Source organism: Actinomadura sp. ATCC 39365 (assembly GCF_054392275.1).
Genome location: NZ_CP184335.1, coordinates 5,462,181 through 5,475,153, shown reverse-complemented (window position 1 = coordinate 5,475,153; position 12,973 = coordinate 5,462,181). Strand labels below are relative to the sequence as shown.

Below are 12,973 nucleotides of genomic sequence, written 5' to 3'. Positions count from 1 at the left end.
AACGATGAACTTCACCTTCATGGACACCGTGGCCGGGCGGGTCGAACGGTTCGACGCCGGCTCCGGCTCCTTCCGGCTGGCGACCATCGACGGCCGTACGGTCGAGGTGCGCCTGGACGGCGAGGTCTCGGCCGAGCTGCTGCGCAACCTGGGCGAGCCGTACGTGGACGCGGGCGACCACGTGCGCGACATGCTGACGCCGGGCCGCCACCTGTTCGTCTACGGGATCTTCTACCCCGAGGGCGAGGAGCCGGTCTTCTCGGCCAAGCGGCTGATCTTCCTGGGCCGCGGGGCCGGCGAGTACCGGTTCGAGCAGCCCGACTGGTGGATCAACCAGCTCGACGAGATCGCCGCGTTCTACCGCCGCGCCCAGTTCGGGCAGGGGCCGGTCGACTTCCGCGACTACCGGACGATCCTGCGCCTGGGCGGCGACAAGACCGCCAGCCACGTGCAGGAGACCGACACGATCTCGCGGCTGGTGTACGGCATGGCCTCGGCGTACATGCTGACCGGCGACGACGCCTACCTGGAGGTCGCCGAGCGCGGCACCCGCTACCTGCGCGAGCACATGCGCTTCGTGGACCCCGAGAACGACGTCGTGTACTGGTACCACGGCATCAAGGTGGACGGCGAGCACGAGAAGAAGCTGTTCACCTCGGAGTTCGGCGACGACTACGACGCCATCCCGATGTACGAGCAGATCTACGCCCTGGCCGGCCCGACGCAGACGTACCGGGTCACCGGCGACAAGCGCATCGCCTCCGACGTCGACGCCACGCTGCGGCTGTTCGAGAAGTTCTTCCGCGACCACCGGCGCGGCGGCTACTACTCGCACGTCGACCCGATCCTGCTCAGCCCGCACCACGAGTCGCTCGGGCCGAACCAGTCGCGCAAGAACTGGAACTCCATCGGCGACCACGCCCCGGCCTACCTGATCAACTACTACCTGGCCACCGGCGACGAGCGCCACCTGGAGATGCTGGAGCGCACCTTCGACACGATCGTCGAGCACTTCCCCGAGCCGTCGAGCCCGTTCGTCAACGAGCGTTTCCACGACGACTGGAGCCACGACCTGACGCACGGCTGGCAGCAGGACCGCGCGGTCGTCGGGCACAACCTGAAGATCGCCTGGAACCTCATGCGCATGCACGGCGCCCGCCCCAAGGACGCCTACCGGGACCTGGCCGAGCACCTGGCCCGCACCATGCCGGCGGTCGGCAGCGACCAGCAGCGCGGCGGCTGGTACGACGTCGTCGAGCGGCACCGGGCCGAGGGCCAGCAGTGGCACCGCTTCGCCTGGCACGACCGCAAGGCGTGGTGGCAGCAGGAGCAGGCGATCCTGGCGTACCTGATCGTCGCCGGCGAGCTGGGCGGTGACGACCACCTGGAGCAGGCGCGTCAGGCGGCGGGCTTCTACAACGCCTTCTTCCTCGACCACGACGAGGGCGCGGTCTACTTCAACGTGCTGGCCAACGGCCTGCCGTACCTGCTCGGGACCGAGCGGTTCAAGGGCAGCCACTCGATGAGCATGTACCACTCCTCCGAGCTGTGCTTCCTGGCGACCGTCTACACGCGGCTGCTGGTCACGCGGCAGCCGCTCACCCTGCACTTCAAGCCGGGCCCGGACGCCGAGCGCATCCTGCGCGTCGCGCCCGACCTGCTGCCGGCCGGGCGGGTGCTGCTCACCGAGGCCGAGGTGGACGGCAAGCCGTACGAGGTGCTGGACCCGGTGGCGATGACCGTGGAGCTGCCGGTCTCGGCCGAGGCGCTGCGCGTCAAGGTGACCCTGACCCCGGTGCAGGAGTGAGCGTGCCGGCCATGGAGATCACGACGGACACGATCGGCCCGGTCACCGTGATCGGGCTCACCGGCCAGCTCGACAGCAGGTCGGCCCCGGCCGCGCAGGAGCGCATCCTGTCGCTGCTGCCGGACAGCCGCCCGGTGCTGCTCGACCTGACCGGCGTCAGCTACCTGTCCAGCGCGGGCCTGCGCACGATGCTGCTGGTCTACCGGCAGGCGCGGACCGTGGACAGCTTCATCGCCCTGGTGGGCCTGTCGGCCGAGCTGCGCGGGGTGATGGCGGCGACCGGGTTCCTGCGCTTCTTCGTCGTCGCCGACTGCGTGGCGGACGCGCTGGAGATCGTCCGGGCCGCCGAGCCGCGGGAGGAGGCCACATGAGCGTCGAGACGCAGGGCGTGCCGGGCCGGATCGACTCCTTCCCGACGGCCGAGCTGGCCGGGTTCGGGGTGCGGGCGGGCCATCCGATGCCGTTCGGCGCCACGCTGGTGCCCGGCGGGGTGAACTTCTCGGTCTACTCCAGCGGCGCGAGCGCGGTGTCGCTGGTGCTGTTCCGGCGCGGCGAGCGGGAGCCGTTCGCCGAGCTGCCCTTCCCGGGCGAGTACCGGATCGGCGGCGTGTGGGCCATGACCGTGTTCGGCCTCGACCACGAGGGCGTCGAGTACGGCTACCGCGTCACCGGCCCGGAGACGCCGGCCCCCGGCGACCGGTTCGACCCGGCCAGGATCCTGGCCGACCCGTACGCCAGGGTCATGTCGGGCCGGGACGTGTGGGGCGCCGAGGTGGACTGGGACGACCCCTACCCCTACCGGTCGGTGCTGGTCTCCGACGACTTCGACTGGGAGGAGGACCGGCCGCTGCGCGTCGCGCCGGAGGACCTGGTCGTCTACGAGCTGCACGTGCGCGGCTTCACGGCGGACCCGTCCTCGGGGGTGTCGGCGCCGGGCACGTACGCGGGGCTGATCGAGAAGATCCCCTACCTGAAGGCGCTCGGCGTGAACTGCGTGGAGCTGATGCCGGTCTTCGAGTTCGACGAGTTCGACATGAGCCGGGTCAACCCGGTCACCGGCGAGCGCCTGTACAACTACTGGGGCTACTCGACGCTGGGCTTCTTCGCGCCCAAGGCCGGCTACGCGGCCACCGGCCGGTACGGCATGCAGTCCGACGAGTTCAAGAACCTGGTCAAGGAGCTGCACCGGGCCGGGATCGCGGTGGTGCTGGACGTGGTCTTCAACCACACGGCCGAGGGCAACGAGAACGGCCCGACGATCCACTTCCGCGGCCTGGACAACGGCACCTACTACATGCTCACGCCGGAGGGTTACTACTACAACTTCAGCGGCACCGGGAACACCTTCAACTGCAACCACCCGGTGGTGCGTGACTACGTGCTCGACTGCCTGCGCTACTGGGCCGGCGAGTACCACATCGACGGCTTCCGCTTCGACCTGGCCGCGATCCTGGACCGCGGCCAGGACGGCGCGCCGCTGGCGAACCCGCCGCTGATCGAGACGCTGGCCCACGACCCGCTGCTGCGCGACTGCCTGCTGATCGCCGAGGCGTGGGACGCGGGCGGCCTGTACCAGGTGGGCTCCTTCCCCGGGTACCAGCGCTGGTCGGAGTGGAACGGCCGCTACCGCGACGCGCTGCGCCGCTTCCTCAAGGCCGACCCCGGCTCGGCCGGCGAGCTGGCCACCCGGCTGGTCGGCTCGCCCGACCTGTACGCCTCCCGCGGCACGCTCGCCTCGGTCAACTTCGTCACCTGCCACGACGGGTTCACGCTGGCGGACCTGTTCGCCTACAACGGCAAGCACAACGAGGCCAACGGCGAGGACAACCGCGACGGCAACGACGACAACCAGAGCTGGAACTGCGGCGCCGAGGGCCCGACGCAGGACGCCGAGGTGCTGGCGCTGCGCGGGCGGCAGGCCAGGAACGCGATGCTGCTGCTCCTGATCAGCCAGGGCATCCCGATGATCCTGGCCGGCGACGAGGTCGGCCGCAGCCAGCAGGGCAACAACAACGCCTACTGCCACGACGGCCCGCTGTCGTGGTTCGACTGGGGCCTGACCGAGCGCAACGGCGACCTGCTGCGGTTCGTGCGCGAGTGCGTCGCCTTCCGCGCCGCGCACCCGATGGTGCGCGACCGCCGCCACCCGTGCGGCGACGAGGGCGCCGGCGGGCTGCCGCAGGTGTCCTGGCACGGCGAGCGGGCCGGCGAGCCCGACTGGTCGCCGGACAGCACGCTGGTGGCGATGCTGCGCAGCGGCCCGGCGGCCGGCGGTGGCGAGGAGCACCTGTACCTGGCCGCCAACACCCACTGGCAGGCGCGGGAGCTGGAGCTGCCCGCCCTGCCGGACGGCGCGGTGTGGCACCTGTTCGCCGACACCGCGGCCGCCGCCCCCGGCGACGTCCACCCGCCGGGCCAGGAGCCGCCGCTGGCCGACCAGCGGCGGATCGTCGTCGGCCCGCGGGCCGCGGTCGCGCTGGTCGGCCGCGCCCATCCCTGAAATTCCGTGAAGGAGATCCCATGTCGTTCAACGCGATCCTGACCCACGACGGCAGCACCGCCCTGATCACCCTGGAGGGCGAGCTGGACGCCCTGACCGCCGAGACCTTCAGGAGGGAGGTGGAGCGCGCGGCCGAGGCCGCGGCCGAGCTGCTGGTGCTGGAGATGTCGCAGCTCAGCTACATGTCCTCGGCGGGGCTGCGCGGGCTGGTGTTCGCCCGGCAGAAGCTGGCCGACGACGTGCGCATCGTGCTGGTCGGCGCCAACGACGCCATCGAGCAGACCATCCGGCTGGTCGGCTTCCACCACAGCGTGGACTTCAGCGATGCGATCCCCGAGTAGGCAGTCGATGGAGCGGCTCAGGCTCCCCGCCGAGCCCGAGTCGCTGGACGAGCTGATGGCCTACGTGCAGACGCTGAGCGCGCTCGGCGGGCTGACCCGCACGCGCGCCCACTGGCTGCGGCTGGCCGCCGAGGAGCTCATCGTCAACATCATCACCCACGGCCACCGCGACCGGCCGGGCGAGCTGGAGCTGACCGGCGGGGTGGAGCCGGGCCGGGTCTGGCTGCGCCTGACCGACTCGGCGCCGCCGTTCGACCCGACCGCCTACGAGGCCGTTCCCGACCTGGAACGGCCGCTGGGCGAGCGCCGGCCGGGCGGGCTGGGCGTCTACCTGGCCCGTACGGTCGCCGACCAGGTCCGCTACGAGTACAGCTCGGGTCGTAACCAGACGACCATCATCATGAACCGCGTCTAGGAGGTACCGATGGATGCGGAGGTGACCCTCGTCGTCAGTGGCCCATCACCAGCAGCGGAAGAGCTGTGCCTGCTGCTGGCCGCCGACGGCGCTCCCGTGGCCAGGCGCACCCCCGAGCAACTGCTGGCCGAGGCGCCTCCGCCCACCGGTCTGCTGCTGGTGAACGCGAGCCTCGACGTGGAGGTCGTGCGTGAGGTGACGCAGGTCGTCCAGGCCGGCGCGCGGCCGCCCGTCGTGGTCGCGTTCACCGACGGCGACCTGCGCCAGCTCGAACCGCACGTGCTGGCCGGGCTGGACTACATCGTCCCGCCCTTCGTGCCGGAGCTGCTGCACCGCAGGTTGCGGGCGGGCCAGGTGTTCGGCCGCTTCCCGGGCGCCGAGGAGGAGGCGCTGCTGAAGTACGAGCGCGAGCTGCAGATCGGGCGGGAGATCCAGGCGGGCTTCCTGCCCGACGCGCTGCCGGCCCGCGCGGGCTGGCAGCTCACCGTCCGGTTCCAGCCGGCCAGGGAGGTCGCGGGGGACTTCTACGACGCCCTGGAGCTGCTGGGCGGTTCGCGGATCGGGCTGGTGGTGGCCGACGTGTGCGACAAGGGCGTCGGCGCCGCCCTGTTCATGGCCCTGATCAGGACCCTGCTGCGGCACACGGCCGCGCACGTGGGGACCGGCGAGGCCGACCTCGACCAGGACGACACCACGCCGCTGCTGCGCGCGGTGATCGCGACCAACGACTACCTGACCGCCAACCACCTGCGCCAGGGCTACTTCGCCACGCTGTTCTTCGGCGTGCTCGACCCGGTCACCGGCGCGCTGGTCTACATCAACTGCGGGCACAACCCGCCCATCATCCGCCACGCGGGCGGCGGCCACACCCTGCTGCGTCCCACCGGGCCGGCGCTGGGGCTGGTGCCCGACTCCGTCTTCGAGGTCGGCAGGGCCCACCTGGACCAGGGGGACCTGCTGTTCGCCTACACCGACGGCGTGCCCGAGGCCAGGGACGAGTCCGGCCGCTTCTTCAGCGAGGAGCTCATGCTGACCCTCGTCTCGCAGCCCGCCACGGGGGCGGACGACCTGCTGGACAGGCTCGAACGGGAGATCAGCGCGCACATCGGGTCCGCCGAGCAGTTCGACGACATCACCATGATCGCTCTACGTAGGACACCCACGGGGAAGTACGGACAATGAATGAGATCGCCGGAATCGCATTGGCGGGCGGACAGGGTCTCAGGGCCCGGCCGCTCACCCTGGAGGCCCCCGGCCACCTGCGGAGCAAGGCCACGGTCTGCTTCGCCGGACGGCCGGTCATCGAATGGCAGATCATGGCCCTGCGCGACCAGGGGGTCAGCGACTTCTACCTGATCGCCAACGGCCGGGAGAACCGTTACCAGGCCAAGGACGTGCTCGGGCACGGCGAGGGGCTGGGCGTGCACGTGCGCTACTCGCGGCCACGGATGGACTGGACCAACACCGGTTCCGGCGAGGCGACGCTGAGCAGCCTGGACTACTGGGAGCTCGACGGGCTGGCGCTGGTCTTCCCGACCGACTCGCTGTTCGAGTTCGACCTGGAGGAGCTGGTCCGCCGCCACCGCGACAGCGACGCGGTGGTCACCGTGGCCGTGGTCGAGCGGCCGGCCGAGGAGGTGGCGGGCAAGTACGGCACGATGGTCACGGACGCCTCCGGGCAGATCCGGCGTTTCGTGGAGAAACCACCGCTGGCCGAGGTGCACGCCCTGGCCGCCGACCCGGCCCGGGTGCCCGTCAACGCCGGGCTCTACCTGGTCGACTGCGGGCGGCTGCGGAAGCTGGCCGGGGAGCCGGCGCTGGCCGAGCTGGCCCGCCACCGGCTCGACTGGGGGCACGACCTGCTCCCGTGGCTGGTGGAGGCCGGGCACCGGGTCGGCATCGCGCCCATCGCCAAGCTGGGCGACCTGGGCAACCTGCGCGACTATCTCGACACGCTGACCGACGCGCTGAGCGGCGGCTACCCGCACGTGCTCAAGGGCATGCTGCGGGCCTACCCCGGCAACGTGCGCATCCACGAGTCCTCGCTGCGCCAGCGGGACGCGACGTCGGGCATGACGCTGGCCGAGAAGATCAGCGCGGGCCTGGTCAGGATCGGGCCGAACGTGCACATCGGCCGGGACGTCGAGATCGGCCCCGGCGTGGTCGTCTCCGACTCCGCGATCGGCGACGGCGTCGACCTGCACACCGGGTGCCGGCTGCAGCGGGTGGCCTGCCTGGACGGCGCGATCATCGGGCCCTGGGCGCGGCTCACCGACACGCACGTGGGGACGATGGTCACGGTGGAGTCGTTCGTGGACTGCGTGACCGTGCTGAGCGGCTACAGCGCGCTGGGCAACGGAGTGACGGTTCAGGCCGGCGTGCGGCTGTCCGGGGTGACGGTGTACCCGGGGCTGACCGTGCCGGCGCACTGCGAGGCCGCCGCCGGCACCTCGTTCGAGACCATCGCCGACCTGCAGGACGCGTGACACATGACTGAGACGCTGGTGTTGACCGAGATCTCCGAGATCGCCGCGGGGCGCGTGCCCGTCGTCGGCGTCCGGCCCGTCGTGGCGGGCGGGTGCCGGCCCGCGCGCGCGGTGCCGGGCGAGCCGTTCGAGGTGTCGGCGACCCTGTTCAGGGAGGGGCACGGCGTGGTGGGCGCGAACGTCGTGCTCACCGACCCCGACGGCAAGCAGGCCGCCTGGATCCCGATGGCGGCCGTGTCCCAGGGCTCCGACCGGTACGCGGCCGAGGTGGCCGCCCACCGGGAGGGCGAGTGGACGTTCCGGGTGGAGGCGTGGAGCGATCCCGTGGCGACCTGGCTGCACGTGGCCGAGGTGAAGATCCCCGCCGCGATCGACGTGGCCGTGACGATGGAGGCGGGCGCCCGGCTGCTGACCAGGGCCGCCGCCCAGCCCGAGGTGCCGCCCGCCGACGCCCGGCTGCTGCGCGTGGCCGCCGCGACGCTGCGCGACGGCGAGCTGGACCCCGAGGCGCGGCTGGCGATCGCGCTGGCCGAGCCGGTGCTGCGGACGCTGGCCCGCCGGCCGCTGCGCGACCACGTGACGGCCGGGGAGGACCTGCCGCTGCTGGTGGAGCGCGAACGGGCGCTGTACGGGGCCTGGTACGAGTTCTTCCCCCGCTCCGAGGGCGCCGTGGTGGACCCCACGGGGTGTCACCCGCCGCGCTCGGGCACCTTCCGGACCGCGGCCGAGCGGCTGCCCGCCGTCGCGGCGATGGGCTTCGACGTGGTCTACCTGCCGCCGATCCACCCGATCGGCCGGACCAACCGCAAGGGGCCGGGCAACTCGCCGATCGCCGGGCCGCACGACCCCGGCTCGCCGTGGGCGATCGGCTCGGCCGCCGGCGGGCACGACGCCGTCCATCCCGACCTGGGGACGATCGACGACTTCGACTTCTTCGTGGCCAGGGCCGGCGAGCTGGGCCTGGAGGTGGCGCTGGACTTCGCGTTGCAGTGCTCGCCCGACCACCCGTGGGTACGGGAGCACCCGCGGTGGTTCGAGCACCGGCCCGACGGCAGCATCGCCTACGCCGAGAACCCGCCCAAGAAGTACCAGGACATCTACCCGATCTCCTTCGACGCCGATCCCGGCGGCATCCTGGCCGAGTCGCTGCGGGTGCTGCGCCACTGGATGGGCCACGGGGTGCGGATCTTCCGGGTGGACAACCCGCACACCAAGCCGGTGTTCTTCTGGGAACGCCTGATCGCCGAGATCAACCGCACCGACCCGGACGTCGTCTTCCTGGCCGAGGCGTTCACCCGCCCGGCGATCATGCACACGCTGGCCGCCGTCGGCTTCCAGCAGTCCTACACCTACTTCACCTGGCGCAACGCCAAGCCGGAGCTGGAGAGCTACCTGGGCGAGCTGGCCGGGGAGGCGGCGGCGTACATGCGGCCGAACCTGTTCGTCAACACGCCCGACATCCTGCACGCCTACCTCCAGGAGGGCGGCCCCGCCGCGTTCCGGGTGCGGGCCGCGCTGGCCGCGACGGCCTCTCCCACGTGGGGCGTGTACGCCGGGTTCGAGCTGTGCGAGCGCGAGCCGGCCGCGCCGGGCAGCGAGGAGTACAAGGACTCGGAGAAGTACCAGTACCGGCCGCGCGACTGGTCGGCGGGCGGCACGCTGGCGCCCTTCCTGGCCACGCTGAACCGGGTCCGCCGCCGCCATCCGGCCCTGCGCCTGCTGCGCAACCTGCGTTTCCAGCACGCCGACGACGACGCCGTGCTCTGCTTCGCCAAGCAGGCGGGCGAGGACACCGTGATCGTCGTGGTCAACCTCGATCCGCACCACGTGCGGCAGGCCACGGTGACGCTGGACCTGCCCGACCTCGGGCCGTCCTTCCGGGTGCGCGACGAGCTGACCGGCGAGGTCTACCAGTGGGGGGCGCGCAACTTCGTGCGGCTGGACCCGTCCAGGCAGCCGGCGCACATCCTGACGGTGGAGCGGTGATGGACGTCCTGACCGGCGGTGTCCCGTCCGTGCTGGGCGAGCTGGACCTGCACCTCATCGGCGAGGGCAGGCACGAGGAGCTGTGGCGGGCGCTGGGCGGGCGCACCCGGACGGTGGGCGGCGTGGCTGGCGTCTCGTTCGCGGTGTGGGCGCCGGGCGCGCGCGAGGTGCGGCTGGTGGGCGACCTTAACGGCTGGGACGGCGCCGGGCACGCGCTGCGCCGGGCGCCCGGCGGCGGCCTGTGGGAGCTGTTCGTGCCCGGGGCCGGCGACGGCTGCCGGTACATGTACGAGATCACCGGCGCGGACGGCCGTGCCCGGCGCAAGGCCGACCCGCTGGCCCTGGCGGCCGAGCACCCGCCGCGCACCGCGTCGGTGGTGTTCACCTCGCGGCACCGCTGGCGCGACGGCGCGTGGCTGGCGGCCCGCGGCGACGGCCCGGCCCGCGAGGCGCCCATGAGCGTGTACGAGCTGCACCTGGGCTCCTGGCGCCGCGGCCTGACCTACCGCGACCTGGCCGAGCAGCTGCCCGGGTACCTGCGCGGCATGGGCTTCACCCACGTGGAGCTCATGCCGGTGGCCGAGCATCCCTTCGGCGGCTCCTGGGGCTACCAGATCTCCTCCTACTACGCGCCGAGCTCCCGCTACGGCACCCCCGACGACTTCCGCGCCCTGGTCGAGGCGCTGCACCTGGCCGGGATCGGGGTGATACTCGACTGGGTGCCGGCGCACTTCCCGCGCGACGACTGGGCGCTGGCCCGCTTCGACGGCGGCCCCCTGTACGAGCACCCCGACCCGCTGCGCGGCGAGCATCCCGACTGGGGCACGCTCACCTTCGACCTGGGCCGCCCGGAGGTGCGCAACTTCCTCATCGCCAACGCCCTCTACTGGTGCGAGGAGTTCCACGTCGACGCCCTGCGCGTGGACGCCGTCGCCTCGATGTTGTACCTGGACTACTCCCGCCCGGACGGCGCCTGGCGGCCCAACGCGCACGGCGGCAGGGAGCACCTGGAGGCGATCGCGTTCCTGCGGGAGCTGAACGACACCGTCCACCGGCGTTGCCCCGGGGTGCTGACGATCGCCGAGGAGTCCACGGCGTGGGAGGGGGTGACCCGGCCGACGGCCGCCGGCGGGCTGGGGTTCGACTTCAAGTGGAACATGGGCTGGATGCACGACACGCTCGGCTACATGCGGCGCGACCCGGTGCACCGGCCGTACCACCATCACGCGCTGACGTTCGGGCTGACGTACGCGTACGCGGAGGACTTCGTGCTGCCGCTCAGCCACGACGAGCTGGTGCACGGCAAGGGCTCGCTGGCCGGGAAGATGCCGGGCGACGAGTGGCAGCGGCTGGCGAACCTGCGCGCGTACCTGGCCTTCATGTGGGCGCATCCGGGCAAGAAGCTGCTGTTCATGGGCCAGGAGTTCGCGCAGCGGAGCGAGTGGTCCCATGATCGCGAGCTGGACTGGGCGCTGCTGCGCGACCCGCGGCACAAGGGCGTGCGCGACCTGGTCAGGGACCTGAACCGGCGCTACGCCGCCACCCCGGCGCTGTGGCGGCTGGACTGCTCCCCCGGCGGCTTCAGCTGGATCGACGCCGACGACGCCGGTTCCAGCGTCTACTCCTTCGTGCGCTGGGACCGGTGGGGGGCGCCGCTGGTGTGCGTGAGCAACCTGTCGCCGGTGCCGCGTCACGGGCACCGGCTGGCGCTGCCCTCCGGCGGGCGCTGGCACGAGGTGCTCAACACCGACGCCGCCTGTTACGGCGGCGGGAACCTCGGCAACCTGGGCTCGGTCACGGGCACGAGCTCGGACGGGGGTGCGGTCGCCGAGGTGCTGCTGCCGCCGCTGGCGACGCTCTGGCTGGTCCCCGGGGAGGAGGCGTCAGAGCGTCAGCAGTGAGGCGGCCATGGCCTTGTTCACCGCGTCGAGGCGGGAGGTGGCGTCGAGCTTGGTGAAGATGTTGCGCAGGTGACGCTTGACCGTGCCTTCGGCGATCATCAGCCGGGTGGCGATCTGGGCGTTGCTGAGGCCCTGGGCGGCCAGGGACAGCACGCTCAGCTCCCGCTCGGACAGCTTGCCGGCGCGCGGCCGGCCGGCCATCATCAGGCTCTCGCGCGAGACCGACAGGACCACGCGCTCGGCGTCCGCGCAGACGCCGCGGATGGCCTGCACCAGCTCCTCCCGGCCGACGCTCTTGAGCAGGTAGCCGCGCACGCCGTGGGCGATGAGCTCCTGCACCAGCACCGGGTCGTCGTACATGCTCAGCACGATGACGCGGGACCGGGGCGAGACCCGGTGGATGTGGGTGGTGGTGCGCACGACGCCGTCGCCGGGCATCTCCACGTCGAGCACCACGACGTCCGGCCGCAGCGCCTCGGCCGACTTCACCGCCGCGCGCGCGTCCCCCGCGGTGGCGACGACACGAAGGTCGGGTTCGAGCTCCAGCGTCTGCTTGAGCGTCTCCCGCAGGATCGTGTGGTCGTCGGCGATGAGGACGTCAATGCTGCCTTCTCTTTGCATCCGATGTTTCCTTCGGCCGCTCGTCCCGGACAGCCCGGACAGGGGCACGGAAGACGACCTCGGTGCCCTTCCCGGGGGAGCTCTCTATGGTCACCAGGCCGCCCATGGCGACCCCGCGCTCGCGCATGGAGGTCAGGCCGTTCCCATGTTTCGCGCGCCAGCCCGAGAAACCCCGGCCGTTGTCCCGCACAATTGCTGTGATCCGGTCGTGCGCAATCTTGACGCACACTTCGAGCAGGTCGGCGCCCGCGTGGGAGATGCTGTTGGTAATGGCTTCGCGTAATATCAGGAATAACTCGTCCCGAATACGCGGAGGTAGGCCGTCGACATCGCCGATAAGGGTGATTCGATGCTCCAGCCGAGGGTCCACAATGGTGGTCATCAGCCGTACCAGCGCTTGCTCCATTCCCGGCCAATGGGCGTGAACGCGCAGGTCGGATATGACGTCGCGGATTTCCTGGTGGGCTCGGAGCAGCGCGGCCTTCGCCTCCTTCACATGCACCGGGAAACCGTCCGTACCGCGTGCGTGACCGATTTCGGCGAGCTCCAGCTGCCGGCTCGCCACGCTGATCTCGTGGCCCACCCGGTCGTGCAGGTCGCGGGAAATTCGCCGCCATTCCCGGGCGTCGCCGCGACCGCCGTCCATTGCCCCGGCCAGGGCTCCGGAAGAGCGGTCCGTACTGGCCTTGAGCCGGGCCACCATCAGGTCGAGGAGCTCTTCCGCCAACTCCGCGCACTCGCCCGGAGCGGCTCCGGAAGTTGATTCTTCAATTTCGCCGCACAGCTGTGCCAAGATCGCAGCCTTATGGGCCTCGATCCGTTCGGCTATCACAACCGTGGGCTGGATGTTGCACTGCACTGGTCATCCCCCGTAGTGTGTGTCGCCTTACTCAGTCACCGGCGCAGATCCCCGCAT

11 protein-coding genes are annotated in these 12,973 nt (G+C 71.5%); 9 read left to right on the top strand and 2 right to left on the bottom strand.

From position 1 onward, the window contains the following. The first annotated feature begins 4 nt into the window (after positions 1-4). The 9 genes from ACNF49_RS26765 to glgB are packed head-to-tail and all read left to right on the top strand — an operon-like array spanning position 5 to position 11,436. Entirely contained in the window at positions 5-1,807 is a 1,803-nt protein-coding gene (locus tag ACNF49_RS26765) for an AGE family epimerase/isomerase (protein WP_357981158.1), read from the top strand. A gap of 11 nt (positions 1,808-1,818) precedes the next feature. After that, entirely contained in the window at positions 1,819-2,178 is a 360-nt protein-coding gene (locus tag ACNF49_RS26760) for an anti-sigma factor antagonist (RefSeq protein ID WP_357981161.1), read from the top strand. Continuing rightward, positions 2,175-4,307: a glycogen debranching protein GlgX gene (gene glgX / locus ACNF49_RS26755; protein WP_482945400.1), complete on the top strand. Its 2,133-nt coding sequence runs from the start codon at positions 2,175-2,177 to the stop codon at positions 4,305-4,307. The genes ACNF49_RS26760 and glgX overlap by 4 nt, the downstream gene beginning before the upstream one ends. Positions 4,308-4,327: 20 nt before the next feature. Further along, complete coding sequence (locus ACNF49_RS26750) at positions 4,328-4,648, top strand: anti-sigma factor antagonist (protein WP_352329001.1); 321 nt, start codon at positions 4,328-4,330, stop codon at positions 4,646-4,648. Continuing rightward, the gene (locus tag ACNF49_RS26745; RefSeq protein ID WP_357981167.1) at positions 4,632-5,063 is read left to right on the top strand and encodes an ATP-binding protein; all 432 of its coding nucleotides are present in this window, start codon (positions 4,632-4,634) and stop codon (positions 5,061-5,063) included. Before ACNF49_RS26750 ends, ACNF49_RS26745 begins: the two co-directional genes overlap by 17 nt. 9 nt (positions 5,064-5,072) lie before the next feature. After that, the gene (locus tag ACNF49_RS26740) at positions 5,073-6,245 is read left to right on the top strand and encodes a PP2C family protein-serine/threonine phosphatase (RefSeq protein WP_357981170.1); all 1,173 of its coding nucleotides are present in this window, start codon (positions 5,073-5,075) and stop codon (positions 6,243-6,245) included. Next, on the top strand, positions 6,242-7,549 hold the full coding sequence (locus ACNF49_RS26735) for a sugar phosphate nucleotidyltransferase (RefSeq protein ID WP_357981173.1): 1,308 nt from the start codon (positions 6,242-6,244) through the stop codon (positions 7,547-7,549). The genes ACNF49_RS26740 and ACNF49_RS26735 overlap by 4 nt, the downstream gene beginning before the upstream one ends. Positions 7,550-7,552: 3 nt before the next feature. Continuing rightward, complete coding sequence (locus ACNF49_RS26730) at positions 7,553-9,535, top strand: alpha-1,4-glucan--maltose-1-phosphate maltosyltransferase (protein ID WP_357981176.1); 1,983 nt, start codon at positions 7,553-7,555, stop codon at positions 9,533-9,535. Then, positions 9,535-11,436 carry a 1,4-alpha-glucan branching protein GlgB gene (glgB, locus tag ACNF49_RS26725; RefSeq protein WP_482945399.1) on the top strand — a complete coding sequence of 634 codons (1,902 nt, stop codon included), beginning with the start codon at positions 9,535-9,537 and terminating at the stop codon, positions 11,434-11,436. Before ACNF49_RS26730 ends, glgB begins: the two co-directional genes overlap by 1 nt. On the opposite strand, the gene ACNF49_RS26720 is transcribed toward glgB, so the two are convergent. Beyond that, entirely contained in the window at positions 11,419-12,057 is a 639-nt protein-coding gene (locus ACNF49_RS26720) for a response regulator (protein ID WP_357981182.1), read from the bottom strand. The two genes, glgB and ACNF49_RS26720, sit on opposite strands and share 18 nt — an antisense overlap. Continuing rightward, the gene (locus tag ACNF49_RS26715) at positions 12,035-12,916 is read right to left on the bottom strand and encodes a sensor histidine kinase (protein ID WP_357981185.1); all 882 of its coding nucleotides are present in this window, start codon (positions 12,914-12,916) and stop codon (positions 12,035-12,037) included. Before ACNF49_RS26715 ends, ACNF49_RS26720 begins: the two co-directional genes overlap by 23 nt. Between the last annotated feature and the right edge of the window lie 57 nt (positions 12,917-12,973).